The sequence below is a fragment of the Mycobacterium asiaticum genome, from assembly GCF_001673365.1.
GTDB lineage: Bacteria > Actinomycetota > Actinomycetes > Mycobacteriales > Mycobacteriaceae > Mycobacterium > Mycobacterium asiaticum_A.
In genome coordinates, this window is record NZ_LZLS01000087.1 from 22,037 (window position 1) to 48,331 (window position 26,295).

At 65.6% G+C, this 26,295-nt stretch carries 30 protein-coding genes; 19 read left to right on the forward strand and 11 right to left on the reverse strand.

Annotation, left to right across the window (positions count from 1 at the left end; all coding sequences use genetic code 11):
• Positions 1–107: 107 nt before the first annotated feature.
• From A5634_RS09655 to A5634_RS09710, 12 genes are all read left to right on the forward strand, one after another.
• A complete protein-coding gene (locus A5634_RS09655; RefSeq protein ID WP_437339959.1) occupies positions 108–1,229 on the forward strand; it encodes a polyprenyl synthetase family protein in 1,122 nt (373 codons plus the stop codon).
• A 19-nt stretch (positions 1,230–1,248) separates the two neighbouring features.
• Positions 1,249–2,787, forward strand: a complete 1,539-nt coding sequence (gene crtI / locus A5634_RS09660; RefSeq protein ID WP_065143826.1) for a phytoene desaturase family protein — start codon at positions 1,249–1,251, stop codon at positions 2,785–2,787.
• Positions 2,784–3,737: a phytoene/squalene synthase family protein gene (locus A5634_RS09665; protein ID WP_065143827.1), complete on the forward strand. Its 954-nt coding sequence runs from the start codon at positions 2,784–2,786 to the stop codon at positions 3,735–3,737. The genes crtI and A5634_RS09665 overlap by 4 nt, the downstream gene beginning before the upstream one ends.
• The gene (locus A5634_RS09670) at positions 3,734–4,057 is read left to right on the forward strand and encodes a lycopene cyclase domain-containing protein (protein ID WP_065143828.1); all 324 of its coding nucleotides are present in this window, start codon (positions 3,734–3,736) and stop codon (positions 4,055–4,057) included. Before A5634_RS09665 ends, A5634_RS09670 begins: the two co-directional genes overlap by 4 nt.
• Positions 4,054–4,371, forward strand: coding sequence for a lycopene cyclase domain-containing protein (locus tag A5634_RS09675; RefSeq protein WP_065143829.1), 318 nt, complete (start codon positions 4,054–4,056; stop codon positions 4,369–4,371). Before A5634_RS09670 ends, A5634_RS09675 begins: the two co-directional genes overlap by 4 nt.
• Positions 4,368–5,102 carry a class I SAM-dependent methyltransferase gene (locus A5634_RS09680; protein ID WP_065143830.1) on the forward strand — a complete coding sequence of 245 codons (735 nt, stop codon included), beginning with the start codon at positions 4,368–4,370 and terminating at the stop codon, positions 5,100–5,102. The genes A5634_RS09675 and A5634_RS09680 overlap by 4 nt, the downstream gene beginning before the upstream one ends.
• Positions 5,099–6,631, forward strand: a complete 1,533-nt coding sequence (locus A5634_RS09685) for an FAD-dependent oxidoreductase (protein ID WP_065143831.1) — start codon at positions 5,099–5,101, stop codon at positions 6,629–6,631. Before A5634_RS09680 ends, A5634_RS09685 begins: the two co-directional genes overlap by 4 nt.
• On the forward strand, positions 6,618–7,625 hold the full coding sequence (locus A5634_RS09690; RefSeq protein WP_065143832.1) for a DUF5914 domain-containing protein: 1,008 nt from the start codon (positions 6,618–6,620) through the stop codon (positions 7,623–7,625). The genes A5634_RS09685 and A5634_RS09690 overlap by 14 nt, the downstream gene beginning before the upstream one ends.
• A 49-nt stretch (positions 7,626–7,674) precedes the next feature.
• Positions 7,675–8,058 carry a DUF2784 domain-containing protein gene (locus A5634_RS09695; RefSeq protein WP_065143833.1) on the forward strand — a complete coding sequence of 128 codons (384 nt, stop codon included), beginning with the start codon at positions 7,675–7,677 and terminating at the stop codon, positions 8,056–8,058.
• A 27-nt stretch (positions 8,059–8,085) separates the two neighbouring features.
• Positions 8,086–8,304, forward strand: a complete 219-nt coding sequence (locus A5634_RS09700; protein WP_065143834.1) for a DUF2945 domain-containing protein — start codon at positions 8,086–8,088, stop codon at positions 8,302–8,304.
• An 11-nt stretch (positions 8,305–8,315) separates the two neighbouring features.
• The gene (locus A5634_RS09705; protein ID WP_065143835.1) at positions 8,316–8,651 is read left to right on the forward strand and encodes a DUF3140 domain-containing protein; all 336 of its coding nucleotides are present in this window, start codon (positions 8,316–8,318) and stop codon (positions 8,649–8,651) included.
• A 131-nt stretch (positions 8,652–8,782) separates the two neighbouring features.
• Complete coding sequence (locus A5634_RS09710; protein WP_081290320.1) at positions 8,783–9,298, forward strand: MarR family winged helix-turn-helix transcriptional regulator; 516 nt, start codon at positions 8,783–8,785, stop codon at positions 9,296–9,298.
• Here A5634_RS09710 and A5634_RS09715 read toward each other — a convergent pair.
• From A5634_RS09715 to A5634_RS09725, 3 genes are read right to left on the reverse strand one after another with little or no spacing between them, the layout of a single operon-like run.
• Positions 9,221–10,519 carry a glycosyltransferase gene (locus tag A5634_RS09715; protein ID WP_081290317.1) on the reverse strand — a complete coding sequence of 433 codons (1,299 nt, stop codon included), beginning with the start codon at positions 10,517–10,519 and terminating at the stop codon, positions 9,221–9,223. The genes A5634_RS09710 and A5634_RS09715 overlap by 78 nt on opposite strands.
• 9 nt (positions 10,520–10,528) lie before the next feature.
• Positions 10,529–11,575: a type 2 isopentenyl-diphosphate Delta-isomerase gene (gene fni / locus A5634_RS09720; RefSeq protein WP_065143836.1), complete on the reverse strand. Its 1,047-nt coding sequence runs from the start codon at positions 11,573–11,575 to the stop codon at positions 10,529–10,531.
• Positions 11,572–12,225, reverse strand: coding sequence for an SOUL family heme-binding protein (locus A5634_RS09725; RefSeq protein WP_065143837.1), 654 nt, complete (start codon positions 12,223–12,225; stop codon positions 11,572–11,574). The genes fni and A5634_RS09725 overlap by 4 nt, the downstream gene beginning before the upstream one ends.
• A gap of 347 nt (positions 12,226–12,572) precedes the next feature.
• On the opposite strand from A5634_RS09725, the gene A5634_RS09730 reads away from it, so the two are divergent.
• A complete protein-coding gene (locus tag A5634_RS09730) occupies positions 12,573–13,010 on the forward strand; it encodes an STAS domain-containing protein (RefSeq protein WP_155769453.1) in 438 nt (145 codons plus the stop codon).
• Positions 13,011–13,052: 42 nt separating this feature from the next.
• A complete protein-coding gene (locus A5634_RS09735) occupies positions 13,053–13,448 on the forward strand; it encodes a hypothetical protein (protein WP_065143838.1) in 396 nt (131 codons plus the stop codon).
• Positions 13,449–13,519: 71 nt separating this feature from the next.
• Here A5634_RS09735 and A5634_RS09740 read toward each other — a convergent pair whose 3' ends face one another.
• The gene (locus A5634_RS09740) at positions 13,520–14,008 is read right to left on the reverse strand and encodes a MarR family winged helix-turn-helix transcriptional regulator (protein WP_065143839.1); all 489 of its coding nucleotides are present in this window, start codon (positions 14,006–14,008) and stop codon (positions 13,520–13,522) included.
• A 74-nt stretch (positions 14,009–14,082) separates the two neighbouring features.
• Between A5634_RS09740 and A5634_RS09745 the strand changes: the two genes are divergently transcribed.
• The 4 genes from A5634_RS09745 to A5634_RS09760 all read left to right on the forward strand — a co-directional run bounded on the left by A5634_RS09745 (position 14,083) and on the right by A5634_RS09760 (position 18,659).
• A complete protein-coding gene (locus A5634_RS09745) occupies positions 14,083–16,173 on the forward strand; it encodes an MMPL family transporter (RefSeq protein ID WP_253861532.1) in 2,091 nt (696 codons plus the stop codon).
• Complete coding sequence (locus tag A5634_RS09750) at positions 16,166–16,651, forward strand: TspO/MBR family protein (protein WP_065143840.1); 486 nt, start codon at positions 16,166–16,168, stop codon at positions 16,649–16,651. The genes A5634_RS09745 and A5634_RS09750 overlap by 8 nt, the downstream gene beginning before the upstream one ends.
• On the forward strand, positions 16,651–18,006 hold the full coding sequence (locus tag A5634_RS09755; protein ID WP_065143841.1) for a cryptochrome/photolyase family protein: 1,356 nt from the start codon (positions 16,651–16,653) through the stop codon (positions 18,004–18,006). Before A5634_RS09750 ends, A5634_RS09755 begins: the two co-directional genes overlap by 1 nt.
• A gap of 107 nt (positions 18,007–18,113) precedes the next feature.
• A complete protein-coding gene (locus A5634_RS09760) occupies positions 18,114–18,659 on the forward strand; it encodes a DUF4333 domain-containing protein (protein ID WP_065143842.1) in 546 nt (181 codons plus the stop codon).
• Between the two features lie 30 nt (positions 18,660–18,689).
• Here the strand turns inward: A5634_RS09760 and A5634_RS09765 are convergent, their stop codons facing one another.
• Positions 18,690–19,427, reverse strand: coding sequence for an acyltransferase (locus tag A5634_RS09765; RefSeq protein WP_065143843.1), 738 nt, complete (start codon positions 19,425–19,427; stop codon positions 18,690–18,692).
• 179 nt (positions 19,428–19,606) lie between these two features.
• Here A5634_RS09765 and A5634_RS09770 point away from each other — a divergent pair, with 179 nt between their 5' ends.
• Positions 19,607–20,827 carry an outer membrane protein assembly factor BamB family protein gene (locus A5634_RS09770; RefSeq protein ID WP_065143851.1) on the forward strand — a complete coding sequence of 407 codons (1,221 nt, stop codon included), beginning with the start codon at positions 19,607–19,609 and terminating at the stop codon, positions 20,825–20,827.
• A gap of 3 nt (positions 20,828–20,830) precedes the next feature.
• On the opposite strand, the gene A5634_RS09775 is transcribed toward A5634_RS09770, so the two are convergent.
• From A5634_RS09775 to A5634_RS09800, 6 genes are all read right to left on the reverse strand, one after another.
• Positions 20,831–21,532, reverse strand: coding sequence for an esterase (locus A5634_RS09775; protein WP_065143852.1), 702 nt, complete (start codon positions 21,530–21,532; stop codon positions 20,831–20,833).
• An 85-nt stretch (positions 21,533–21,617) separates the two neighbouring features.
• On the reverse strand, positions 21,618–22,850 hold the full coding sequence (locus A5634_RS09780) for a THUMP-like domain-containing protein (RefSeq protein ID WP_081290322.1): 1,233 nt from the start codon (positions 22,848–22,850) through the stop codon (positions 21,618–21,620).
• Positions 22,808–23,791 carry a class I SAM-dependent methyltransferase gene (locus tag A5634_RS09785; protein ID WP_065143844.1) on the reverse strand — a complete coding sequence of 328 codons (984 nt, stop codon included), beginning with the start codon at positions 23,789–23,791 and terminating at the stop codon, positions 22,808–22,810. Before A5634_RS09785 ends, A5634_RS09780 begins: the two co-directional genes overlap by 43 nt.
• A gap of 9 nt (positions 23,792–23,800) precedes the next feature.
• Positions 23,801–24,508: an enoyl-CoA hydratase gene (locus A5634_RS09790; RefSeq protein ID WP_065143854.1), complete on the reverse strand. Its 708-nt coding sequence runs from the start codon at positions 24,506–24,508 to the stop codon at positions 23,801–23,803.
• A 19-nt stretch (positions 24,509–24,527) separates the two neighbouring features.
• Positions 24,528–25,364 carry an NUDIX hydrolase gene (locus A5634_RS09795; protein WP_065143845.1) on the reverse strand — a complete coding sequence of 279 codons (837 nt, stop codon included), beginning with the start codon at positions 25,362–25,364 and terminating at the stop codon, positions 24,528–24,530.
• Positions 25,361–26,212 (reverse strand): ABC transporter ATP-binding protein, encoded by an 852-nt coding sequence (locus A5634_RS09800; RefSeq protein WP_065143846.1) that lies wholly within the window; start codon positions 26,210–26,212, stop codon positions 25,361–25,363. The genes A5634_RS09795 and A5634_RS09800 overlap by 4 nt, the downstream gene beginning before the upstream one ends.
• Positions 26,213–26,295 lie beyond the last annotated feature (83 nt).

A 26,295-nucleotide genomic window follows, 5' to 3' on the forward strand; every position in this document is an offset into this window, starting at 1 on the left:
GGTTTCCTTTCGCGCAAAGGGGGTATGAACGCGTGATTCTGGGTCGTTCGGGTCAGCGGTTGGCCGAGGAGACTGGCAACCTTGCGAAGGAGGATTCGGTGGAGGCTTTGCGTGAGTTTCCGCGCGTGCGCCTGCCCGACGTCACGCCGCGTGTCCCCTTCCCCGCTGGCGTCCAATTGGCCTCGTGGCGACAAGGTTTGCGACGCAGCGTGCTTGCCGAAGTAGCCGAGTTCGTGGCCGCGCGGGGCGCGGGCGAATTGAGTAAGTGCGGCGTGACCGCGGCCGGTGAGATCCTGCTCGAGTTCGTCCAAGGCGGTAAGTGTCTGCGCTCGACGTTCATGTATCTGGGTTGGCTGTGCGGCGCACCTCCCAGTGCTGCCGCGCTCTCAGCCGCCGCCAGTTTGGAGTTGCTGCACGCTTTCGCGCTGCTGCAAGACGACGTGATGGACGATTCGGATTCCCGGCGTGGACGTCCCGCCGCGCACGTCCAGTTCGCCGGTTGGCATCGCGGGCATGGCCTGTCCGGGTCCGCGCGCCGGTTCGGGGAATCGGCCGCGGTGTTGCTCGGCGACTTGTGCCTGATCTGGGCCGAACAGATGCTGCGGGACTGCGGCCTGGGGAGCCGCCAGCTGGACCGCGCCTGGCCACGATACGACGTCATGCGCACCGAACTGGCTATTGGCCAATTCGCCGATCTGGCAATGGATTTGCACAACATGCCCACCATGGGATCGGTGCTGGACATGATCCGGATGAAGTCCGGCAACTACACGGTGCGCCGCCCGTTGGAAATCGGTGCGGCGATGGCCGGCTGCGACGAGCGCACGCTGGGAAAGCTGGGCGAATACGGCTACGCAATCGGCGAAGCCTTCCAGCTCCGCGACGACATTCTGGGCATTTTCGGCTCGCCCGGCACAACTGGCAAGCCCAACGCCGGCGATCTGGCCGAACGCAAGACAACCAGCGTCGTCGTCGCCGCGTACGAGCTGGCCGACACTTCGACCCGACAGCACTTCGATGAACTGATGAACACCGACGCTCTCGACGACGCCGCCATCGACCACTGGCGGGATCTCATTTTCGCCACCGGAGCCGTGCGAAGGATCGAGAAGATGATCGCCCAACGCGTAAAGATGGCCCAGAAAGCGTTGGACGACAGCGGAATTGATCCTTCGATGCGGGCGGCGCTGATCGATATGGCGGACGTGTGCACGCGGCGGGCGGCATGAACGTGCGGGAGACGGACTGATGCGATCGGTAGGCGGACGAACCGACCACGTGGTCGTGGTCGGTGCCGGATTCGCGGGACTCTCCGCGGCACTGCACCTCTACGGCCGAGGCCGCGAGGTCACTGTGCTCGAGCGTGAACCCTGGCCCGGCGGTAGAGCGGGCCGTCGCGACATCAACGGCTACCGGATCGACACGGGGCCAACGGTTCTCACGATGCCCGACATCATCGAGGAAGTGTTCGCCGCGGTCGGTGAATCAATGGATCACCGGGTGGAACTGATGCCGGTCGAGCCGGCCTACCGGGCCAAGTTTGCCGACGGGAGCGCTATCGATGTCCACACCGATGCCGACCGGATGGCCGCCGCGGTGGCAGATTTCGCCGGCGCAGCCGAGGCCGCCGGTTACCGTGCGTTGCGCGACTGGCTGGAGCGGCTCTACCGCACCGAATTCGCGGGTTTCATCGACGCCAATTTCGACTCGCCGTTGTCCATGCTGACCCCTGCCCTGGCGCGGTTGGCCGCGATCGGCGGGTTCCGCCGTTGGGGAACGATGGTCGGGCGTCACCTCAGCGATCCACGGCTGCGACGGGTCTTCACCTTCCAGTCTCTGTACGCCGGGGTGGCACCCCAAGATGCGTTGGCGGTCTATGCCGTTATCGCCTACATGGACACGGTCTCAGGAGTGTTCTTCCCACGGGGCGGCGTCCGAGCGCTGCCCGACGCGCTGGCCGCGGCGGCCCAGGACGCCGGGGTGCGGTTCCGCTACGGATCGCCGGTTAGCGCGTTGGAACGCAGCGGGGAACGCATTACGGCCGTGATCACCGCAGCCGGTGAGCGCATCGCCTGCGACGCGGTGGTGTTGACCACCGAGTTGCCGCAGACCTACGAACTGCTGGGCCGGCGACCAAAGCGGTTACTGGCCCTGCGCGCGGCGCCGTCGGCGGTCGTGCTGCACGTGGGTTGCCGCACATCTGCCCAGGTCCAAACCGAACCACCGGCGCACCACACGATCCTGTTCGGCGACGCCTGGGAGCAGACATTCACCGACATCATTCGGCATGGCCAACTGATGCGGGATCCGTCGCTGCTGGTGACACGGCCGACGATCAGCGACCCAGGGCTGGCCCCGGCGGGACGCGACCTGCTCTACATACTGGCGCCCGCGCCGAATCTGTCCCAGCAGCGCATCGACTGGTCCAGCACCACCGAGTCATATGCGCAGACGATGCTCGACGCGGTGGCCGAACGCCTGCTGCCGGACCTGCGTAGCCCCCACGACGACGTCGAACTGCTGCACGTCGACACCCCGGCCGACTGGGCACGTCAAGGTATGGCAGCGGGCAGCCCGTTCGCGCTCGCCCACACCTTCGCCCAAACCGGGCCGTTCCGCCCGACCAACCTGGTGCGCGGCATCGACAACGCGGTGCTGGCGGGATCGTCGACCGTGCCCGGGGTGGGGGTGCCGACCACGCTGATCTCCGGACGGCTCGCCGCAGACCGCATCACCGGAGTGCCTGCGAGCGCCACCATCGTCGACCTGAAGGCCCGATTGTCATGATCCGTACCGAACTTGACGCCGCCGGTATCGAAGATCCCGCGCTGCGCGCCGCCTACCGCCGGTGCCGAAAGATCGCCGCCGACAACGGGCGCACCTACTTTCTGGCCACCAGACTCCTTGCGCCCGACCAACGTCCGGCCGTCCATGCGTTGTACGCCTTCGCACGCCACGCCGACGACATCCTCGACGAGTTCAACCCCGACTTGGACACTGCCACCCGTGCCGAACGGTTGCAGCGGCTGTCCGACCGATTCTTCGCCGGCGGAGAGCATTTCGACGAGCCGGTGCTGGCGGCGGTCGCGCACACGATATCTCGCTACGGCATCGCCGGCGACCTCTTCGAGGACTTCCTCACCTCCATGCGGATGGATCTGAGCATCACCGACTACCCGGATCGCGCCGCGTTGGAGCTGTACATGCGCGGCTCGGCCGAAGTCATTGGCCTGCAGATGCTTCCGGTGCTGGGCACCGTCTCCGATGCGCAGGAGGCCGCACCGTACGCCGCCGCGCTGGGGCGCGCGTTTCAGCTCACCAATTTCCTGCGCGACGTCGACGAAGACCTGGTGCGCAACCGCGTCTATCTGCCGGCTGACGAACTCGCCGCGCACGGTGTGGACCGGGACCTGCTGACGTGGTGTCACGAGCACCGCTACACCGACGCGCGGGTACGCAATGCTCTTGCGGCGCAGCACCAGATCACCCGGGAGATCTACCGATTCGCCGCCGACGGAGTCCAGACGCTGGCACCGCGGTCACGCCCGTGTGTGGCAACCGCTTTGACTTTGTACTCCGAAATCTTGGATTGCATTGAGGACAGCGACTTTTCAGTGTTCAGCCAACGCGCCACGGTGGGTACCACGCGACGACTTCAGGTCGCCGGTAGCGCGCTGTTCCAGTCGTGGCGGGCCCGGCGGGGCCAGCCCGATGATCGAAGGCGTGGTGCGGCGTGAGTGATCGCTGGCAATACCTGATCGTGCTCGGCCTGTGCCTCTTGATCACCGCACCGCTGGAGATTTTCGGCGACGGCGTCTACCGCCGCGCCCGCCGGGTCGTGGTCGCGATATTGCCGGTAGCTGCGGTGTTTTTGGTGTGGGACGCGGTAGCGATCGCGGCGCGAGTGTGGACGTACAACGAAAACTACATCACCGGAATCGAGATCCCGCCGGATATACCGATCGAGGAAGTGTTGTTCTTTGTGGTAATTCCGTTGTGCGGCTTGCTGACCTACAACGCGGTCAGCACCATCCTGGACTGGAGCAGACGGCGATGACGGGGCTGGGATACACACTGCCGGCGGTGATTTCCGTGCTGGCCGTGGTTGCGTTGGAGTTGCTGATTTTGCACACCGGCCTGTTTCGGCGCCTGGCCTACTGGCTGTCGATGGTGATCGTGCTGGGCTTCCAGATCCCGGTCGATGGCTGGCTTACCAAACTGAGCGCACCGGTCGTAATCTATAACGAGCGGCACACCAGCGGGCTGCGGTTCCCGTTCGACATTCCGGTCGAGGACTTCTTGTTCGGTTTCGCACTCGTCACCGGGGTGCTGCTGCTGTGGGAGCGTCAACGTGCAAGTCGGCAGATATGAATAAGACAGGTCTTGCTCGCAGCGACGTGCCCGACGCATTCGACGTCGGCGCGAGCGCCTACGACAAACTGGTGGGAGCCAACCCGGGCTATCACAGCAACTTGGCGCGCTCGGCGCATCGTATGAACTTGCCGGGACACGGCCGAGGATTACGACTGCTCGATGCCGGTTGCGGCACCGGTGCTTCGACGGCCGCGTTGCTGGCCGCGGCACCGGAGGCCGAGATCATTGCCGTCGATGCGTCTCGCGGCATGCTCGATGCCGCACAGGCGAAATCGTGGCCGCCGTCGGTCCGGTTCGTACACGCGCGCATCGAAGACCTGGGCGAGCACGGCATCACCGGACCCTTCGACGGCATCTTCGCGGCCTATCTGTTGCGGAATCTGGCCGACTCCGACCGTCAGCTCCGCGCTTTCCGGGCTCTGCTGCGCCCGGGGGGAATCCTTGCCGTGCATGAGTATTCGGTGCGGGATTCACGCGCGGCTACCCGAATCTGGCATGCCGTGTGTTGGGGGATCATCATCCCCACCGGTTGGTGGCGAACCCGCAGCACCACCCTGTATCGGCACCTGTGGCGCAGTGTCCTGACCTTCGACGGGGCCGGCAGGTTTGCACGCCGGATGTCCGACGCCGGTTTTGGCTCAGTACACAGCCAGACGATGCCGGGCTGGGAACGCGATGTCGTCCATACGTTCATCGGCAAGGCACCGGCCGGGAAGGTGCCCCAATGACCGACCGTCGTCGCCACAGGCATCCCGCCCGCCCGGGATTGGCCGACGCCGCCGACCTGTCCGCGCAGCCGCGCGTCGTCGTCGTCGGCGGCGGCATTGCCGGCCTGGCGGCCGCGACCGGACTTGCCGAGCGCGGTGTCGCCGTCGAGGTCGTGGAGAAGGAGAAGTACCTCGGCGGTCGGGTCGGCGGCTGGAACGAATGCCACGATGGCGACCATCTCGCCATGAACCGCGGGTTCCACGCCTTCTTCCGCCAGTACTACAACCTCCGGGACCTACTTCGTCGCGTCGACCCGCGGCTGGAAATGCTGACACCGGTCACCGATTATCCCCTGATCGACGGTGCCGGCCGCCGCGACGGGTTTCGGGGATTGCCGCAAACGCCGCCGTTCAACGCCATGGCATTCGCGTTGCGCAGCCCCACCTTTCGGCTCTCCGACCTGATCCGCATCGACGCCCGCGCCGCCGCGCCCCTAGCGGCAGTGTCGGTGCCCGACATCTATCACAAGCTGGATCACATTGATGCAGAGACCTTCCTGAAGAGCATCAACTTCCCAGAAAGCGCGCGGCACCTCGCGTTCGAGGTGTTCTCCCGCAGCTTCTTTGCCGAACCGTCCCAGCTGTCGGCCGGTGAGCTCGCGACGATGTTCCACATCTACTTCCTGGGTTCGAACGAGGGCTTGATTTTCGACGTCGCAAACAGCAATTTCGACGTGAGCCTGTGGAACCCGCTGTGTGAATACCTGCGCGAACGTGGCGTGCAGTTTCGGTTAGGGACCGGCGTACAACATGTCGAGACCAACGACCGCGGCGGTTATCGCGTTCAAACCGATTCGGGCGAGTCGATCGATGCCGACGCCGTGGTGCTGGCCGTCGATGTGGCTGGGCTGCAACGGATTGTTGCCGACTCCGCCGGTCTGAGCGATGATGCCTGGCGCACCCAGATAGGACGACTACGCACCGCGCCGTCCTTTGTGGTGCACCGGCTCTGGCTGGACCGCCCGGTGAACTCAACCCGCGCTCCTTTCCTGGGAACTGCGGGTCACAAACCGCTGGACAACATCAGCGTGCTGGAACGCTACGAAGCCGAGGCCGCCGAATGGAGCCGGCACAACGGCGGTTCTGTCGTCGAATTACATTCCTATGCAATGGATCCCAGTATGTCTATCGAGGACGGCGTCGAGCAGCTGCACAAGTTGTATCCAGAAACCATGTCCGCCAAGATCATTCACCAGCGGGTGCTGCGACGAGGCGATTGCCCGCTGTTCACACCCGGTACCTACACGCGGCGCCCGACGGTCGTCACCCCACTGCCGGGCCTGACGTTGGCCGGCGACGGGATTCGCATCGATCTGCCCGTGGCCCTGATGGAACGCGCGGCCACGACGGGCTGGACGGCCGCGAACCACCTACTGAGTCAGTGGGGTTTGGCCGGCCACGACCTGTACACGGTTCCGATTCGCGGACGTTCGGCGCTGCTGCGGTCACTGGCTGCCCGACAAAAGCAAGGCACCCATGAGCATCGGTGATCGGTTTCGTCGTAAGTGGGCTAAAGACTGGCCGAAAGATTGGCCACTGCAGGTGGTTCCGCGGGTCTCCTGGGCGCAACAACGCCCGACCTATGGAGCGGCGCAGCCCGGCATCATCGAGGCCGCGCTGGATCGGTCACAACGCCGTCCCACCGGAAATTGGTATGCATTCGCGGCGAGCCGGGAGGTGCGGAGAGGCCGCCCATTCGGGACACGCGTAGCCGGTGTGGAACTCGTCGCCTGGCGCGATCAGGCCGGTCAGTTGCGAGTGGGTCCCGGTGCCTGCCCGCACCTGGGTGCCGATCTGGCCACCGGAGTCGTTTCCGGCGGCGTCTTGTTCTGTCGATGGCACGGGCTGGCGCTCGACGGCAACACATGCAAACTCGGCTGGGCGCCATTGCCGAGCCACGACGACGGGGTGCTGGCCTGGGTGCGACTGGATTCGGTGGGTGGCGAAGCGCCGCGGGAGCTTCCGGTGCTGTCCCCCCGGCCGGGCGGCGATGCGCTGGCGGCGGTCACCCGGGTCGTGGGTGTCTGCGAGCCATGCGACATCATCGCCAATCGTCTCGATCCCTGGCACGGCAATTGGTTTCACCCGTATTCATTCACGCGGCTCGAGGTACTCACCACCCCCACGGCCGAAGACGACCGCTTCGTCGTCTCGGTCACCTTCCGCATCGGACGTCTCGGTGTGCCTACCATCGCCGAGTTCACCTGCCCTGATGCCCGCACCATCACGATGCGCATCGTCGAAGGTGAGGGCGCGGGCAGTGTCGTCGAAACCCACGCCACCCCAATGGGACCGGGACACGACGGCCGGCCGCGGGTGGCCGTCGTCGAGGCGGTCATCGCGCAGTCACCACGTCCGGGGTTCAAGATGGCGCGCAACGCGGCCGGGCTGATCACACCGCTGATGCGCCACGCGGCGAACCGGTTGTGGCGCGATGATCTGGCCTACGCCGAGCGTCGGTACCAGTTGCGGTGCGGTGGCTGAAGCCGCTCGGTGGCGCGGCGGCGAGCACTAGCTCTACTCTGAATCAGCGATGAGGAAAGCATATTTCGGCGTCGTCATCGCCACCGTGGTCGCGCACTTGGCATATCTGATCTACCTGCCCAGCGGTGGCTTTCTCGCGTTGCGTTGGCGTCGCTCATTGTGGCTGCACCTGCCCGCCGTGTGTTGGGGGGTCGGTGTGGTGGCACTGAAATTCCCCTGTCCCCTCACCTCGTTGGAGAGCTGGGCGCGCGAGCGGGCCGCAATGCCGCCCTTGCCCGACTCCGGGTTTACCGGTCGATACGTGGCCGGCGTCGCATTTCCCGCGACCCGGGTGGGGACCGCGCAAAAGCTCGCTTTCCTAGCCGCCGCGGTGTCCTGGGTTGCGCTCGGGGTTCAACACCGCAAACCGGGGTACCCCGCTGATACTGGTTAAGTAACTTAACTACCTAGGGGGATTAAATTGGCCGACAAGGAGTTCACCGCGGGCGAAGAAGTCTCGTGGAAAAGCCACGGAAACAACGTCAAAGGCAAAGTAGAAAAGAAGATCACCTCCGATACCGAGGCGGCCGGGCGCACGGTGCGCGCGTCCACGGACGAACCTCAATACCTGGTGCGCAGTGACAAAACCGGCAAGGATGCCGTGCACAAACCCGGCGCGCTGCGCCGCCGTGGGAAGTGACCGCTTCGGGCATGGGCGACGCGGATCACGACACCACGTGGAAAGAATTCAAAGAGACGGTCAATATGACCCCTCGCGAAATCGAAAAATGGCTACAGACAGGTCAATCCCGGGAGGTGGGTCAGAAGCGGGGAAGCCAGGAGTCCACTGGCCACGCCAGTGGACGACGCATCGTCTCGATCCTGCGTACCAAGCGGGCCGACTTGAAAGACGATGACTACGCGCACATGCGCAAAGTCGTCGGCTACGCCAAGCGCCACCTCGCCCAACGCCCCAGCGGCGATATCGACGGCTCGTCGTGGCGCTATTCGCTGATGAACTGGGGGCACGACCCGACCAAGGAGTAGCGCCGACGCGTAACCGCGCCCGAGACGCCGTACCCTGTGTATTCGATGAAGGAAACGGGCAGGTGACAACCAAGCTGCGTACTACCGAATCTCGCGACAGGGTGGATTTGGAGAAGCGGCTGTCGGCGGATATGCGCGCACTAACCGCGCAGTCTGATCGCATTGGTCGGCACTTCGCGCGTGAAAATGACGTCAGCAGCGGCGATTTCCACGCGTTGCTGCACATCATGGTGGCCGAAACCGCCGGCAAGCCGTTGACACTGGCCCAACTGCGGCAACGCATGGACGTATCTCCACCAGCGATCACCTATCTGGTCGACCGGATGATCGAGTCGGGCCACATCAGGCGTGAACCCGATCCGGCAGACCGGCGCAAATGGCTGTTGAGGTACGAGAGCCGCGGTATGGCACTGGCCCACGGATTTTTTCAGCCGCTCGGCGGTCACATCAGCGAGGCGATGGCGGATCTGTCCGACAAGGATCTGGCCGCCGCGCACCGGGTCTTCCAGGCGATGATTGCCGGAATGTCGAAGTTCGAGCACGACCTGCTCGCCCCCGCCGCCGAAGCCTCAACGGAACTCGGGCGCAGCGCCGCGCCCGCACGCCGGCGGCAGGGAGCGGCGCGCTCCACCGCCCCCAACCGTTGACAGCAGCCGCTGCTCGATCAGTTCTGCCCCACGGGTGACACCGCCCGTCGCAGCGAAACCTGCGGCAACCCGCCGCGCTCCATCGGCCATTGCCGCGGCCTCAAGGACGGCGGCGCGTAGTCGTGCCGGAGTGAGCCGCTTTGGTGGCAGCCGGGTACCGCAGCGCGCGACCTGGACGCGGCGCGCAACTTCGGCCTGGTCACGGGCATAGGGCACCACGCAGACGGGGATGCCTCGGTCGAGTGCCTTGACGGTGGTTCCCATGCCGCCGTGCGTGACCACACAGCGCGCACGGTCAAGCACCGGCGCGTGCGCAAGGAACTGGCACACCGTCGCGTTGGGCGGCTGCGGCAGTCCGGGCGGCACGCCTGCCGGGAAGGTGGCCACCACATGTACCGGCTCGTGCGCCAGCGCCCGCAACGCGACACGGCCCAATTCGGCGTCAGCTTGTGCGATCGAGGACGTGTTGACCAGCACGACGGGTCGATCGATTGCTTCCAACCAGGGCGGCACCGGTTCGCAATCCGGCTCGAATACGCACGCCCCGAGGAAGTGCACGCGTTCACTCCAGTCCGGGTGCGGGTATTCGAACGGCTCTCCTCCGACTGCCAGCAGCAGCGGCGCGCGGCGCATCAGTTCGTCCACGGAGCGGACCGGCGGCGCGCCCAAACCCGCCCGTAATGCGTTGATAGGCGGCAGCATCGGTCGATCGAACAGGAACCTGACGAACGGGCGAAACGATGCATCGCGGATTCGGCCGACCGGACCGCGCAGTGGCCGCAGCCCCGGCCCGAAGGGTGGCGCCGAGCGCGAGCGCAGGTAGGGGGTGAACGGCGAGAACACCACCCACGGAAGGTCGCCGACGTCGGCCGCGCAAATCGCACCCCAACAGTTTGCGTCGACGACGATCAGGTCCGGGCGCACCTGCGCGATCGCACGCGCGAGGTCGTCGACTTCGACCACCGCTCGCCGGCAAAGCACCTCGATGGACCGTCGCAGTACGTCCAGAGCACCGCGGGCCAGCCAATCCTGCCCGACCATCGCTTCGATGCGCGGGTCGATCGCTTCGACGTGCATTCCGGTGCGACGCATGGCCGCAACTTCGCTACCCATGGTGCGCAAATGCACCTCGTGGCCGCGTCGCATCAACTCGATCAGCAGAGCACTCAGCGGATACAAATGTCCTAGTGCCGGTGAGCCGTAAGCGAGAATTACTGCCATTTGACGCCTCTAGGGGATGCGCAACGCGCCCAGTTTGCGCAGTGCCGGCAGATCCGGTGTGCCGCAACAATGCAGACAGATCCGCAACTCGTCGATGAAATTCTGCAACAAAGCCGTTGCGGCAGTTGCGGACTCGATCGCGGCGGACAGTAGCGGACGGGCCAGCGCCACCACGTCGGCACCCAGAGCGAGTGCTTTGGCCGCGTCCATCCCGGTCCGAATTCCGCCGGAGGCAACCAGCGGAAGCTCGGGTAAGGCCGCTCGCACTTCGAGTAGCGCCTGCGCGGTCGGTATCCCCCAGTCGGCCAAATCCGGATAACGCACCTCGCCGTAGCGGACTAACTGTTCCACTCTCGACCACGACGTTCCTCCCGCGCCGGCGACATCGATGGCCGCTATCGGCGGTTCACCGGTCAGGCGCAATAGTTCAGCAATGGCGGCGGAGCCGATTCCGTGGCCGACTTCCTTGAGCAGCACCGGGTAATCCAGCATTGCAGTCACGTCGTGCAGGCGGTCGAGTGAGCCCGCAAAGTCTGTGTCGCCGTTGCGCTGCATCACCTCCTGAAGTGGATTGGTATGCACGGCAAGGACATCGGCGCCCACCCTATCGAGCGCTCGCGCGATGTCGGGTACGGCGTCCTTCGTGAACTGCGAGATGCCGATGTTGCCGAATAGCAACACGTCCGGCGCGACGTCTCGCACGGTGAAGCTGCCGGCGGCTTGCTCGCCCATAGCGCTGTCAAGCATCACCCGCTGGGACCCCAGCATCATCCCGATGCCCAGTTGTTGTGCGGCCGTCGCCAGGTTCCGATTTATGGTGCCCGACAGTTCGGAGCCGCCCGTCATCGCGCCAACCACAATTGGTGCGCACAAACGCTTTCCGAGGAAGTCCAGCGACAGGTCGATGTCGTCGAGGTTGGTTTGAGTGAGGGCGTCGTAGGGCAGTCGGTACCGTTCCAGCCCGGTGGTCACCCCGTGAAATCCCACGTCTTCTTGTCTGCACACGTCGATGTGCCGACGTTTGCGGTTTGTCATCTCGTTGCGGTTGCCGGTCATGAGCTAGACCGGACCGGGACAGCGATTTCGTTGCGGCGCAATGCCGGGAGGGTCCAGGGTGGGTCGTAGAACCAGGCGGACGGGGTGCCTGTTGCTTCGAATCCGAACTCGACGAGGGTGTTGAGCAGCTTTTCGGTCTGCGTGGCTACCGCCTTGGCGCTCGGATTACCCGAAAAACGGCGCACTGCAACGGTCTCCGGCGGGATGGTGACGAGTTTGATGTCGGCATCATCGGGTTCGGGCAACGTCCCCAGTGTTTGATCCGCGGGCATGAAAAAGCGGATCACCCAGTCGCCGGCACCGGCAGCGGCCTGCGATACCGGTGCCGTCATAGCAATCTTCTGGCCATCCTCAACGCTGCTCTGCTGGACAACAGTGTTAGTCAACTGTTGGTGGTTGGCGCCGAAAATGTAGCGAGCCAGCCGGCGAAAACCTACATTGCGAGCCGCTTGTTCTCCTGCGCTGACTGTGGTCTCGGCAGCGATCCGCGCGTCGTAGCGGCGGATGTCCACGCTTTTGGTCAGCTTCTCAGCGGTATGGGCAGGCTCCTCGGTGCCGCGGTAACCCACCACCGAGCCCGCCGCCTCGACGATCTTTCCTATCGAGGTCACAACCCAGGTGAACACGGGCACCCCATTTCGTCTATCCATCCCCCTCAGGTACCCAAGCCGGCACCAGATTCTGCAATCGTGGCATCTCACCGCGAACAGTTCCGATCGTACCCGCACCCGTGGTGCTTGTTAATTTATTGAACTATTAATCAAGTTAAGTTACTCTGTCCACAAAACGAAAACTTGAACGACTACCTACAGATTCGCAGCGATGCCGCTTCTGGCGAAAGTTGCTGCCGTTCTGAGCTTTTGGCTGTCCGCAACCATAGTTTCGGCCACCGCACTACTCGTGGGCTGGGTATAAGCTCATAACCAGTTGAGTCCACAGCTGAAGTCTCCGGGGCACGCGCTCTATCCAGCCCTCACTATCCCGATTGGCTTTTCAAATGCATGCTGTAGATTCACCCGACCGCACCCATCCCCGCTATCGCTACGCGATCGACTGCGGCGGGGCCCAACTATCCGTGTATGCACGCAGCCTGGCAACCGTGCTGCGCATAGACGGCGCAATTGACGGATCCAACGCCGGCCGTGTCGCCACGGAAATCCGCCGCTTCGCCCATCTGGGGTCACCGCTGATCCTTGATCTCGCTCAGTTGGAATTTCTGGGAATCGAAGGGTTCCAGGAGCTGCTGGCACTCAACCACGAGCAGCACAAGAAAGGGCTGTACTGCGGCATCGTCAGTGGAATCGCCCTGCGTCCGCTGCTGAGAATCGTCCGCGACCACGGCCTGCAATTGGTGAAATCCGTACCCGAAGCCCTGCAGATCATCGAGGATGCGCTCATCGGTCGACGGCAGTTCGTGCAGAGACTCGCCCGCTAGCAGTAACCTTCGAAGCGTTGTAGCAGCGAGGGGAGCGGGCAGATGGATGCCGAGCACGGCGGTGACCGCCACTTTCCCTACCACTACGACCGGCGACTCGCACCGCTGTGGCTGCCGTTTCGATGGGGTCGCCAACAAGGAGTAACGCTTACCAACGACGGCCGCTTCCTGGCCCGCTACGGACCGTTGCGCGCGTCAGCGCCCTTGTCCAGCGTGCGCGATGCCCACATCACCGGGCCCTACCGATGGTGGACGGCAGTGGGTCCGCGGTTGTCACTGGTCGACGACGGCCTGACCTTCGGCACCAACGCGGCGGCGGGAGTCTGCATCCATTTCGACCCGCCGCTACCGCGGGTCATCGGCTTCAAAGACCACTCCGCGCTCACGGTCACCGTGGCCGACCCGGCAGGTCTCAAGGCAGCACTGCTATCGGAGTAGCGCGAATCATCTTGCGCTACAGCACATCTAGCCTCAGGTACTGGCGCGTCGGCACCGAGCGCTCAAACCGGTCAGGTCGTGCCCAACTCCGTCTGAAAGCCGCGCATAGCCGCAATGAGTGCGCCGAAGACACGATGCGCCGCGGCCAGGTCGGCGTCGGAAAAATCGGTCAGCGCGTGGTGCGTATGTCTGCCCAGCGGGGTGAAGAACGACCGAGCGGTAGCCAGGCCGGGTTCGGAGTAGCGCAGGATCACTTTGCGGCGGTCAGAGGGGTGCGAATCGCGGCGAATATGTCCGGAGTCGATGAGTCGATCCACCAGGTAGGTGATCGCCGCACCGGACAGGCCCATCCGCTGGCTGAGGTCGCCTGACGTCAGCGGTTGACCAGCGGATTCGGCGACCATGATGTGCAGCAGGGCACGAAAGTCCGTCGGGCGCACGTCTTGACGCGTCGCGAACAGCCGACCGATCTGGTCGGATTCGGTCGACATCTCCCGCAGATCGGCCGAGATCAGCGACTCGAGCGCATCCCGGGAACAGGCCTGCCCATCAGGATCCATTGCGATCCTCAGCGTAACCGGAATTACGCTTCATTTCAGTTGATTAATGTTTAATTCACTGAAATGCTTGACTGGTGACTTGGGAGGGAGTCGCCGCAACGCTGACGGGTCGACGCTCATGGATCCTCGGATTGGGCTTACTGCTGCTGGCGAGCGGGTTGATGGTGTTGATCGGCGGCAACGCAGCGGCGACCCAGGCACCGTTGTCGGTTCCTACCGACTCGGACTCGGCCAAGGTGGACAAACTCTCTGCCCAGTTCTCCGGCGGTGATCGGGTCCCGCTGATCGTCGTGGTCAGCGCTTCCGGTGGCAGGGAGGTCGACGGTCCCGCACTGCGTCGAGCCGCCGACGAGGCCCGAGACCGGATGCTGGCGATCGCGCAGCCGGAAGGCCCGCCGGCCCCGTCTTTCGTCTCATCCGACGGCCAGGCAGCCATCGCGATAGTCCCCATCAAGGCCGATCTTTCCGGTTTGACGCTCAGCGACACCGTCGCCGACCTACGCAGCGCTGCCGGCAACTCCCTTCCCGAGGGCATGGCCGTACACGTCACCGGCGGACCCGCCTTCGGCGCCGACATCGCCAACGCGTTCACCAACGCCAACATCACTCTGCTCGCAGTGACCGCGGCAGTGGTGGCGCTGCTGCTGATCGTTACCTACCGCTCCCCCGTGCTGTGGCTGGTGCCATTGGTTGTCATCGGCTTCGCCGATCGGGTCGCCAATTCGGTGGGCACCGGGGTGGCCTCGCTGACCGGCCTGAACTTCGATGGCTCCACCTCGGGCATCACCAGTGTCTTGGTGTTCGGCGCGGGCACGAACTATGCGCTGCTGTTGATTTCGCGCTACCGCCAAGAGCTCCGGCGCCAGCCCGACCACCGGGACGCCCTGCGGCGTGCGGTACGGATGGCGGGACCGGCAATCGTGGCGAGCAACGCGACCGTGGTGCTGGCGTTGCTCACCCTCGTCTTCGCTTCGACTCCGAGCACCCGCAGCCTGGGTGCGCTGGCTGCTTGCGGCCTCCTGGTTGCCGCCTTGTCGGTGCTGGTGCTGTTGCCACCGCTGTTGGCGCTGTGCGGTAGGCGATTGTTCTGGCCGTTCATCCCGACGGCGACCGACGCGGCCGATTCGGACTCTGAGACCGGCATTTGGCACCGGATCGCACAGCGGGTGGCCCGCCGCCCGGTCCTGGTCGGCTCCGTCACCATCGTGTTGTTGGCCGTCCTGGCAACCGGGCTGTTCGGTATCCGAATCGGGCTGTCACAGACTGAACAATTTCGCGTCAAGGCCGATTCGGTGACCGGATTCGACATCGTGTCCGCTCACTTTCCCGCCGGGCTGGCCAACCCCACCGTCGTCATCGCTCCCAGCGCACAGGCGGAGTCCGTGCAACAGGCGATCACTGCGACCCCCGGCGTGGCGTCGGCGAACCGGTCCGGCGAGTCGAATACGGGCTTGACGAAATGGTCGGTGGTGATCGACGCGGCGCCGTCATCACCGCAGGCGTTCAATACGGTTGCGGCGCTTCGTCATTCCACCAAAGATGCCGGAGCCGTGGTGGGTGGGCCCGACGCGCAGGCACTCGATGCGCGCGATGCGGCCGTGCATGATCGGGAGTTGCTGATCCCGGCGATCCTCGGGGTCATCCTGCTCGTCCTCTATGCGTTGCTGCGATCCGCCCTCGCGCCGCCGACACTACTGGCCGCAACGATTTTGGGCGCCCTGGCCGCGCTGGGCCTGGGGGGTTGGACCAGCATCCACGTGTTCGGGTTCCCGGCCTTGGACAACATCACTCCCCTGTACGCGTTCCTGTTCCTGGCGGCACTCGGGGTGGACTACACGATCTTCTTGGTGACCCGCGCCCGGGAGGAAGCCATCGCGGCGACCGGGGGGCGCGCCGCGCGCGACGGGATGATCCGCGCGGTGTCGGCCACTGGCGGTGTCATCACCAGCGCCGGAATCGTTCTGGCCGCGGTCTTTTGCGTGCTCGGAGTGTTGCCCCTCATCGTGATGACCCAACTGGGAATCATCGTGGGCTTAGGCATCTTGCTCGACACTTTCATCGTACGGACGCTGGTTATTCCGGCGCTGTTCGCACTGATCGGCGACCGCATCTGGTGGCCGGCCAGCTTCTCTGGTGTCAAAACTGAAGGGTGTCAACGTGAATAAGTCAACTCTGGCCGGAACCGGCCTGGCCGTCGCCGCCGCGGCGGGCACCGGAAGCGTCGCCAGCCCCGGCAGCGGCAACACGCCCACATGGTTCGCGCGGATCCGCAAACCGCGCTATCAACCACCGTCCGTCGCCTTTCCGTTGGTCTGGACGACGCTCTACACCGATATCGCGGTGAGCTCGGCGACGGTCGTCGACAGGTTTCGGGCCACCGGGCGGGAGGACAAGGCCCGCAGCTACATCCGCGCGCTCGGTGCCAACCTGGTACTCAACGCGGGCTGGAGTTGGTTGTTCTTCCGCTACCACAAGCTCGGCGCTTCGGCACTGGGAGCGGCGGCACTCGCGGTCAGCAGCGCCGATCTCGTCCGGCGTGCCGCCGAAGCCGACCCCCGGGCCGGGGCTGCGCTTTCGCCCTACCCGTTGTGGTGTGGTTTCGCAGCGGTGTTGTCCACCGATATCTGGCGGCTCAACCGCTAGTGACTTCTCTGTTGTGGTTTCGGCGCGACCTGCGGTTGGGTGACCATCCGGCGCTGGCCGCCGCGGCCGACAGCGATGCCGAAAAGCCTGCCGAAAAGCGCGAAATATTGGCCTGTTTCGTCCTGGACCCGCGCTTGGAGGCTTCATCGGGGCCAAGGCGCCTGCAGTACCTGGGCGACGCGCTCCGGCAACTCAGCGGCGATCTGGACGGTCGGTTGCTGGTTGTCCGAGGCCGCCCTGAGCAGTTAATCCCCTTGCTCGCCAAGCAAATTAATGCTTCCGCGGTGCATGTCACGCAGGATTTCGCCCCGTTCGGTCGGCGCCGCGACGCAAATGTGTCCGCCGCTCTGGGTTCGGTGCCGCTCGTTGCTACCGGGTCGCCCTACCTGGTCTCGCCCGGCCGCGTCACCAAGGACGACGGCACGCCGTACAAGGTGTTCACGCCGTTCTTGCGCAGGTGGCGCGATGTCGGGTGGCGATCGCCGGCGCAGACCGGGGCCGATTCGGCGCGGTGGCTGGATCCTTCGGAGTCCGGCCAGGAGCAGGCGCAGATTCCCGATCCCGGTGCAACGCTGGACATCGGCGCCGGTGAGGCACAAGCACTTTCGCAGTGGGCCGAGTTCGTCGAGGACCGCATCGAGCATTACGGGTCGGAGCGTAATCGGCCGGACCTGGCCGCGACGAGCCGCATGTCGGCGCATCTGAAGTTCGGTACGATACACCCCCGGACCATGGCCGCCGACCTGGATCTGCGCCGCGCGGGTAGACGAGAATATCTGCGCGAGTTAGCGTTTCGTGACTTTTATGCTTCGGTGCTGCATCACTGGCCACACAGCGCCTGGCACAATTGGAACACCGACTTCGATGACATTCAGACCGACACCGACACCCTGGCGGATCAGCGCTACCAGGCGTGGACAGCGGGTGAAACCGGGTTCCCGTTGGTCGATGCCGGGATGCGCCAACTGCGCGAGACCGGGTTCATGCATAACCGGGTGCGCATGACCGTCGCCTCATTTCTGGTGAAGGACCTGCACCTGCCGTGGCAGTGGGGCGCCCGTTGGTTCCTGGAGCAGTTGGTGGACGGCGATATGGCCAACAACCAGCACGGGTGGCAGTGGGCGGCGGGCTGCGGAACCGACGCCGCACCATACTTCCGGGTGTTCAATCCCACCAAGCAGGGCGAGAAGTTCGATCCCACAGGCGATTACATCCGTCGCTGGATTCCAGAGTTGGCCGGTGTCGACGACGTTCATCTGCTCAAGGTTGAACGGCCACCGGGGTATCCCGCGCCGATCGTCGACCACGCCGCCGAACGGCAGGAGGCGTTGCGCCGCTACCGCGACATCAGCTGAGCGTGCACCCGTTCGGCAGATTCCAAGTTTGCCGTAACCACTTTTCAGATCGCCACCGGCGTGCAATCATCAGCCGATTCACAGTTGTGCACACCAGGAGGCGCTTCATGGCTCGGATCGTCCGCACATTGCTGGTCTCGGTTGCGGCCGGCGGCCTGATCGCAGGCGCCAGCGCCTGCTCCTGCTCGGTCGGTTCGTCCGGGCCGAAGTCGGTGAGCAAGAAAGACGTGGCCGGCCAGATCATCAACAAGATGACCGACGCCAACGGCAACAAGCCCAGCTCGGTGAGTTGCCCGGAAGATCTGCCGGCAAAGGTTGGGGCGCAAACCAACTGCGAGATGAAGGTCAAAGACGAGACCTACAACGTCAACGTCACCGTCACCAGCGTCGAAGGTTCCGATGTCAAGTTCGACATGGTAGAGACGGTTGACAAGAACCAGGTGGCCCACATCATCAGCGACAAGCTGTACCAGCAGGTCGGCCAGCGGCCGGACACAGTAACCTGCCCGGAGAACTTGAAGGGCTACCAGGGAGCCACCCTGCGTTGCGAACTCGTTGACGGCACAAAGAAATACGGGATCAACGTGACCGTCATCGAGGTGGTGGGCGGCGAGGTCAACTTCGATTTCAAGGTCGACGACCAACCTGAGTAGACCAGTCCTGAAGATTTTCTATGCGCTGGACTACTGCGCGGCCTTCTTGCGTTCGATGTCGGCCAGGGCGGCGGCCAGTTCGGCTCGCTGAGCGGCTGAGGTCTCCCAGGACAACTTGCGGTTCTTTACGACCTTGGCCGGCGCGCCGACCGCGATCGAATAGTCCGGGATGACGCCTCGGACCACCGCGTGCGAGCCCAACACGCAACCCCGCCCGACGGACGTGCCGCGCAGCACCGAGACCTTCACACCGACCCACGTGTCGGGTCCGATCCGCACCGGCGACTTGATGATGCCCTGATCCTTGATCGGCAGCGTTATGTCGTCCATCCGGTGATCGAAATCGCAGACGTAGCACCAATCGGCCATCAGCGCCGAGTCACCCAGCTCGATGTCGAGATAGCAGTTGATGACGTTGTCGCGGCCCAGCACCACCTTGTCGCCGAACCGCAGCGACCCTTCGTGGGCGCGAATGGTGTTCTTGTCCCCGATGTGTACCCATCGGCCGATCTCGAGCTGGGCCAGTTCCGGCGTGCAGTGGATTTCGACGCCCTTGCCCAGGAACACCATTCCGCGGGTGATGATGTGCGGATTCTGCAGTTTGAACTTCAGCAGTCGCCAATACCGGACCAGGTACCACGGGGTGTACGCCTTGTTGCGCAGCACCCAACGCAGCGACGCCAGCGTCAGGAAATTGGCCTGGCGCGGGTCTGTCAGCCGCCCTCCCCGCCACCGGCGATGTAGCGGAGCACCCCACATGCTCGTCATGGCCGGAAGCCTACCGAGCCGACGATGCCCGTCGTGACGCCGGGCGGTGAGGTCGGGCAATCCCGGGCGTGCCGTGCGCCTCGGGTTACCCTCACCTGTACTCAATCGCTGCTGCCAAGACCAGAAAGGGCGAGGTGCTCGCGCGACGTCTCCTAGCGGCCGCTGGTGCGGCCGTGCTCATGGTCGGCATCGGCGGTTGCGGCAACACGGACTCCTGGGTGAACGCCTCCCCCGCGCTGGGTTGGCCTGCGCAGTACGGCGACGCTGCGAACAGCAGCTACACCACCGTTACCGGCGCCACCAAACTCGCCCTGAGCTGGACTCGCTCGGTGAAGGGAAGCCTGGCCGCCGGGCCGGCGCTGGGCGCCCGCGGCTATCTGGCGTTGAATGCGCAGACGCCCGCCGGATGCTCCTTGATGGAATGGGAGACCGGCAACGGCCGACAGCGCTGGTGCATGCGACTGCTCCAGGGCGGCGGTGTCGGCGGCCCGCTGTTCGACGGTTTCGACAACCTCTACGTTGGGCAGCCGGGAGCGATCATCTCTTTCCCGCCGACGCAGTGGACTCGCTGGCGAGAGCCCGTCATCGGCATGCCGACCACGCCGCGCTTTCTCGGTGACGGCCACCTCCTGGTGAGCACCCACCTGGGACAGTTGCTCGTTTTCGACACCCACCGCGGCGCGGTGGTCGGCACCGCACTGGACCTGGTCGACGGTGTCGACCCCGCCGACGCGACACGTGGACTGGCCGATTGCGAGCCGGCCCGTCCCGGCTGCCCGGTCGCCGCCGCACCCGCCTTTTCCACAGCCAGCCAGACCTTGATCGTCAACGTGTGGCAGCCCGGCGCACCGGTCGCGGGACTGGTCGGGCTGAAGTACCGCGACGGCCAACTCACCCGCGAATGGACCAGCGACGCCGTCAGCGCCGGCGTGGTCGCCAGCCCGGTGCTTTCCGCGGACGGAACCACCGTCTACGTCAACGGCCGCGACCAACGGTTGTGGGCCTTGCATGCCACTGACGGAAAGCCGAAATGGTCTGCACCACTTGACTTTTCCGCCCAAACACCACCGGCGGTCAGCCCACAGGGACTGATCGTGTCAGGCGGTGGCCCCCAGGCACGGCTGGTGGCGTTCCGGGATGCCGGTGACCACGCCGAGATGGCCTGGCGACGCGACGACGTCGTGGCGTTGTCGACGTCGTCGCTGGCCGGCGGCAACGTCGGTTACAGCGTGCTCGCCGGGATGTCTTTGCTGGTCTTCGACCCCGGCAACGGACACACCATCAACAGCTATCCCCTCCCAGCTGCCACCGGCTATCCGCTCGGGGTTTCCGTCGGCAAGGATCAGCGGGTCGTGGTGACCACCAGCGACGGCCAGGTCTACACCTTCGCCCCTGCCTGAGGCTCAGAGCGCAAGCGGCGGGATGGCGTTGCGCGGCACCTGCACCTGGGTGGCCCCGGCGAATGACGGCAACAACTCGCCCTGGGCGAAGTAGAAGATCAGCGCGTCGTCGGTGATGGCGAAGTTCTGGTAGTTGGTGGGGTCATGCCCGGCGCCGGGTGAGATCGCCACGCCCAGCCCGCTCTGGTGTTCCAGCTCGCGCTGCACGATCGGGTAGATGGCATCCAACGGGTTGGTGTTGGGCGCGAAAAGGTTGTCGAAGGTGATGGGTTGTTTGGTGGCCAGGTTGTAGTTGAAAGCCTTGTACCAGTTGGACGGTCGGGCTCCGCCGAGGTCCTGAAAGAACTTGAGCACCACACTGCGAGTGCGTGGCGGCTGGCCGGAGCTGTGTTGATCGCTGGTGGCGTCCATCTGGTAGGGCTGGTCGCGGCGCCCTGATCCCTGCGCGACGTTGACGAACCCGTCGCGGTTCTGCGTGACGTAGTCGGTCAGTGCCTGTTGGTCCGGGTAGTCGACCGGGAAGGTCATGTCCAGGGTGTAGGTAGGGCCCGACTGGTGGATGTGGCACATCTGGGCGGCCTCCATGGCGCCGCCCAAACTGGCGCAGGACGCCGGTGCGGCCTCGGCGATGCCGGCCGGCCAGCCCAGCAGGATTCCCGCAGCAAACACGGCAGCCGACGTAGCGGCCGCACGGAGATATCGCATCGTCGTTTGTCCTAGCACCAAGTCCTCGCCCACCCAGAGGGCGTGATACGCCCTTATCAGGTAATCGCCGTCAGCGTACCCGGCGTTACCAAGAAGCTCGGCAAACGTATGCCACCGCGTGACTGGCGGCCCCGGCGCCGATGCGAGTAATCACCACCGACAGCGACACACTGCCGCGCAGGCGCATTCGTCGGCGCAGTCCGTCCGGGTCCACCTGCACGCCTCGGACCAGGATCTCGACCACGCCGCAGTCCAGCGCGGACAAGGCCTGACGCAGCCGCCGTTCGTCGAAGGCCAGCTGATCGAGCACCTCGAAGCCACGCACTCCCGACGGCAGCCGGTCACCGGACAGATAGGCGATGGCTGGGTCCAGCTGCCACAGCGCGTGGCGGGCGCCGTAGTGACGAACGAGTCCGGCACGTACCACGGCGCCGTCGGGGTCGACGATCCAGCGTCCGGCGGGCCGCACCGGGCAGTCGTCGGGGTCGGCGTCGGTGAGGTATTCGTCGCGGTCGAGAATGCTTGCCCGCCGACGCACGCCGGGCTGGGCCAATTCGGCCGACCACAAACATGCCTCTCGGACCGCGCCGCTATACGACGTCACCTCGATCTCGCCGGCGAACCCCAACCGGTTGACCTCGTCGAAATCGATTCCGGGAGCGCACTTTACGGCCAACTCTCGACCGCGGTAGACGTCCAGCAGCGGGCCGAGCGCGGGCTGGTAGGCGGCGGGGCTGAAACGGCGGCGACCGCTGCTGCTGCGTCGCGCCGGGTCGACGACCACGACCGCGCCGCGGGTTACCGGACGCAGGGCGTCGGCGAGGCACAGGTCGGCCCGGTGATTTCCGGCGGCCAGGTTGTGCCGGGCCATCGCGAGCCGGACGGGGTCGATATCGCTGCCGATGACCCGGTCCGCCGAGCCGCTCAGCGCGGCCATTTCGGTGCCGATGGAACAGGTGGCGTCGTGCACGACGCGTCCGGCCAACCGCTTCGCGCGGTGCAGCGCCACCGGTGCCGCGGTGGCCTGCTGCAGCGCGTCGTCGGTGAACAGCCAGCGCGAGGGATCGCCCAACGCGCTCAGCTTGCCGGCCGCTTTGCGCCGCAGCAGCGTCGTCTCCACCAGCACCGGCGCGCGCTCCCCGAACCGGGCACGCACAGCGGCGATATCGCTGATCCGCGTCGCGTCGCTCAACTCGAACTCGGCGACCGTCGCCAAGGCCGCGGCGCCGGAGTCTGACCGCAGGTAATCGACGTCGTCGAGTCCGAACGCGACGCTCAGGAGGGTTTGACCCCGGTGACCATCACGTTGTAGAACCAGCCTTTCGGGGCCACATGCCGCCAAACGTTCGCATCCACCCAGCTCAGCGCTTTCCAGCCGTTGAATGCGAACCTCGCCCAACCCCAGCCCAGGCGGCCTGGCGGCACCGATGCCTCGAAGGTGCGGACCGGCCAGCCGAACATCGCGGCGGTGAACTCCTCGCTGGCGGTCTGGACCTGCACCGCGCCGGCGTTGGCGGCCATCCGCTCCAGATCCTCGGGGGCGAAGGTGTGCAGGTCGACTATCGCTTCCAGCGCTGCGGCACGACTGGATTCGTCGAGCTCTTCCTGCGGCCGGCGCCAGCTGCCGAATCCGGGGAGTTTCGTCACGTTGGTCGCCACCCGCCAGGTCAGCGTCGACAAGCCGCGGGCGTAGACGTTGCCGGCGCTGGTCGGCTCACCGGCAAAGACGAACCGGCCGCCCGGCTTGAGGACCCGGATCACTTCACGCAGCGAAAGTTCGACGTCGGGGATGTGGTGCAGCACGGCGTGCCCGACCACCAGGTCGAAGGTGTCGTCGTCGTACGGGATGCCTTCGGCGTCGGCGACGCGGCCGTCGATGTCCAGGCCCAATGACTGCCCGTTGCGGGTGGCAACTTTGACCATGCCCGGCGACAGGTCGGTGACCGACCCGCGCCGGGCCACCCCGGCCTGGATCAGGTTGAGCAGGAAGAACCCGGTGCCGCAGCCCAGTTCCAGCGCGCGGTCATAGGGCAGTTCGCGGATCACGTCCTCGGGCACGATCGCGTCGAACCGGCCGCGGGCGTAGTCGACGCAGCGCTGGTCGTAGGAGATCGACCATTTCTCGTCGTAGTTCTCGGCTTCCCAGTCGTGATAGAGGACTTGGGCGAGCTTGCTGTCGTGCCGGGCGGCTTCGACCTGCTCGGCAGTTGCATGCGGATTCGGAGCCGCGTCTGCGGGGATTTCAGTACTCCTCGTCATGCAGGGAGCCTAACCGCCGTGCCGCTCGCCTTCGGCAGCCCGTGCGGTCATCGCACCGTAGACGGCATTGATTCCCGCTTTGGCGGCCGCCAGCACGTCCGCGGGACCATCCAGGAAGCGTCTGGCCCACGTCGCGGCGGCGTCGTAGACCGCGTCGGGGGCCACCATGTCGTCGATCAGACCCAGGGCGAGTGCTTCCTCGGCGTCGAAGAAGCGTCCGCTGAACACCAACTCCTTGGCGCGGCTGGCTCCCACCACGTGGGTCAGCCGGGCCATTCCGCCGCCGCCGGGGACCAGTCCGGCCAGGATTTCGGTCGCGCCGAACTTCACGTTGTCGCCGCTGACCCGCCAGTCAGCAGCCAAAGCAAGGGTGAGTCCGGCACCGAGCGCATAGCCGGTGATGGCGGCGACGGTCGGTTTGGGGATGGCGGCGACGGCGTCGACGGCCTCGCGCTGTACCCGGGCCGCGGTGCCGGCCTCGGCCTCGTTGAGCGTGCGAAGTTCGGGCATGTCGTCACCGGCGGAGAAGATTTCGTGGCCGCCGAACAGGATCACCGCGGAGACGTCGTCGCGGCGGCCCAGTTCCTCAGCGGCTGCGATGATCTCGCGATAGACCTGTCGGGTCATCGCGTTGGTGGGCGGCCGCGAGAGCAGCAGCATGGCCAGGCCAGGATCTTGCGTACCGTCGCTGACCACGACGCTGACGAACTCACTCAACACGCACTCACAGGGGCCATCACAGGGGCCACTGCATCGATCCGCCCTTTTCGCGGGCCCGATGGTAGCGGTCGGAATCGAAGAACTCGAAAACCCAGTTGTCGCCCCGTTTTTCCAGCAGCGGCTGCACCGGGGTGATCTGCCGGTCGACGGCCAGCACCTCGGCGACGGTACGGCCGGCCAGCGAGTCCAGCTGGGTCCAGGTCGGCGGCAGCAAGATGTTGCGTCCGGCCTCGAAGTCGTCGATGGCGTCCTGCGGCCGCGCCCACCCGGCCCGGTCGGATTCGGTGTTGTCGCCGTCGGCTCGCTGTCCCTCGGGCAGGGCTGCCACGAAGAAGTAAGTGTCATAGCGGCGGGTTCGCTCGGCCTCCGGGGTGACCCAGTTCGCCCATGGCCGCAGCAGATCCGAGCGCAGCACCAAGTTCTCGTTACGCAGGAAGTCGGCGAAGGACAGCGTCCGATCGTCGAGCGCGCGGCGGGCCTCGGCGTAGACCGAGGCGTCCCCTACCACACCGATTGGGCCGTCCGGGCCATCTGGGCCGTCAGCCGGCCCTGCGAACAGCACCCCGGATTCCTCGAACGTTTCCCTGACCGCCGAGCAGACCAGCGCGATGGCCAGCTCGGTTTCGATGCCGAAGCGTTCGGCCCACCACTGCGGCGGCGGACCGGCCCACGCAATATCGGCGTTGCGGTCGCGGTCGTCGACCCCGCCGCCGGGAAACACGATCACGCCGGGGGCGAACTCCATCTTCGAGTGCCGACGCATCAGGAAGACATCCACCCCGCCGGGGGCGTCGCGAACCAACATGATGGTCGCGGCCGGGCGCGCCGGCAGCGGCACGTACGGGTCGTTCATGGTTGCCGCCGATGAGCCGCTCGGGTGCGCACTCGCCGCGCGAAGTAGCGCCCGTCCACAACGTCCAACGCGATCCGCTGTCCGAAGGCCGCGGAGAGATTCTCGGCGGTGAGCACGTCGGGCAGCAGACCGGATGCCACAACCTGCGCCTCCGACAGCAGCAGGCAGTGACTGAAGCCCGGCGGCACCTCCTCGACGTGGTGCGTGACCAGCACCAGCGCGGGCGCGTCCGGATCGGCCGCCAGGTCGGCCAATCGCGCAACCAGCTCTTCGCGGCCGCCCAGGTCCAACCCAGCAGCCGGCTCGTCGAGTAGCAGCAGTTCCGGATCGGTCATCAACGCCCGCGCGATCAGTACCCGCTTGCGTTCGCCTTCGGACAGCGTCCCGTAGGTGCGGTCGGCCAGGTGCTCGGCGCCGAGGCTTTCCAGCATGTCGACGGCTCGGCGGTAGTCGACGTCCTCGTAGGCCTCCCGCCAGCGGCCCAGCACCGAGTAGCCGGCGGAAACGACGAGGTCGCGAACCACTTCATCGGTGGGGATGCGTTGGGCCAGTGCCGCTGAGCTCAAGCCGATCCGGGAGCGTAGCTCGCTGACGTCGACCCGGCCCAGTCGCTCCCCCAGCACGTAGGCGGTGCCGGTGGATGGATGCTCGGATGCGGCGGCGATGCGCAACAGCGAGGTCTTCCCGGCGCCGTTGGGGCCGATGACCACCCAGCGTTCGTCGAGCTCGACGGCCCAGTCGATCGGACCGACCAGGGTGCGGCCACCGCGGCGCAGCGAGACATTCCGGAAGTCGATCAGCAGGTCGGGATCGGCTTCGGTTGCGGCCACCCGACCATCGTGCCGTATGGCCCGTGGGCGGGACGCACCACCCGCCCGTGGGCGGGACGCACCACCCGCCCGTGGGCGGGACGCACCACCCGCCCGTGGGC

What these genes read in the sequence shown, in the direction of transcription:
- crtI (WP_065143826.1), top strand. Translation starts at nt 1,249, where the DNA reads ATGCGATCGGTAGGCGGACGAACCGACCACGTGGTCGTGGTCGGTGCC.
- A5634_RS09665 (WP_065143827.1), top strand. Translation starts at nt 2,784, where the DNA reads ATGATCCGTACCGAACTTGACGCCGCCGGTATCGAAGATCCCGCGCTG.
- A5634_RS09675 (WP_065143829.1), top strand. Translation starts at nt 4,054, where the DNA reads ATGACGGGGCTGGGATACACACTGCCGGCGGTGATTTCCGTGCTGGCC.
- A5634_RS09680 (WP_065143830.1), top strand. Translation starts at nt 4,368, where the DNA reads ATGAATAAGACAGGTCTTGCTCGCAGCGACGTGCCCGACGCATTCGAC.
- A5634_RS09685 (WP_065143831.1), top strand. Translation starts at nt 5,099, where the DNA reads ATGACCGACCGTCGTCGCCACAGGCATCCCGCCCGCCCGGGATTGGCC.
- A5634_RS09690 (WP_065143832.1), top strand. Translation starts at nt 6,618, where the DNA reads ATGAGCATCGGTGATCGGTTTCGTCGTAAGTGGGCTAAAGACTGGCCG.
- A5634_RS09695 (WP_065143833.1), top strand. Translation starts at nt 7,675, where the DNA reads ATGAGGAAAGCATATTTCGGCGTCGTCATCGCCACCGTGGTCGCGCAC.
- A5634_RS09705 (WP_065143835.1), top strand. Translation starts at nt 8,316, where the DNA reads ATGGGCGACGCGGATCACGACACCACGTGGAAAGAATTCAAAGAGACG.
- A5634_RS09710 (WP_081290320.1), top strand. Translation starts at nt 8,783, where the DNA reads ATGCGCGCACTAACCGCGCAGTCTGATCGCATTGGTCGGCACTTCGCG.
- A5634_RS09715 (WP_081290317.1), bottom strand. Translation starts at nt 10,519, where the DNA reads ATGGCAGTAATTCTCGCTTACGGCTCACCGGCACTAGGACATTTGTAT.
- fni (WP_065143836.1), bottom strand. Translation starts at nt 11,575, where the DNA reads ATGACCGGCAACCGCAACGAGATGACAAACCGCAAACGTCGGCACATC.
- A5634_RS09725 (WP_065143837.1), bottom strand. Translation starts at nt 12,225, where the DNA reads ATGGATAGACGAAATGGGGTGCCCGTGTTCACCTGGGTTGTGACCTCG.
- A5634_RS09730 (WP_155769453.1), top strand. Translation starts at nt 12,573, where the DNA reads ATGCATGCTGTAGATTCACCCGACCGCACCCATCCCCGCTATCGCTAC.
- A5634_RS09735 (WP_065143838.1), top strand. Translation starts at nt 13,053, where the DNA reads ATGGATGCCGAGCACGGCGGTGACCGCCACTTTCCCTACCACTACGAC.
- A5634_RS09740 (WP_065143839.1), bottom strand. Translation starts at nt 14,008, where the DNA reads ATGGATCCTGATGGGCAGGCCTGTTCCCGGGATGCGCTCGAGTCGCTG.
- A5634_RS09760 (WP_065143842.1), top strand. Translation starts at nt 18,114, where the DNA reads ATGGCTCGGATCGTCCGCACATTGCTGGTCTCGGTTGCGGCCGGCGGC.
- A5634_RS09765 (WP_065143843.1), bottom strand. Translation starts at nt 19,427, where the DNA reads ATGACGAGCATGTGGGGTGCTCCGCTACATCGCCGGTGGCGGGGAGGG.
- A5634_RS09770 (WP_065143851.1), top strand. Translation starts at nt 19,607, where the DNA reads ATGGTCGGCATCGGCGGTTGCGGCAACACGGACTCCTGGGTGAACGCC.
- A5634_RS09775 (WP_065143852.1), bottom strand. Translation starts at nt 21,532, where the DNA reads ATGCGATATCTCCGTGCGGCCGCTACGTCGGCTGCCGTGTTTGCTGCG.
- A5634_RS09785 (WP_065143844.1), bottom strand. Translation starts at nt 23,791, where the DNA reads ATGACGAGGAGTACTGAAATCCCCGCAGACGCGGCTCCGAATCCGCAT.
- A5634_RS09795 (WP_065143845.1), bottom strand. Translation starts at nt 25,364, where the DNA reads ATGAACGACCCGTACGTGCCGCTGCCGGCGCGCCCGGCCGCGACCATC.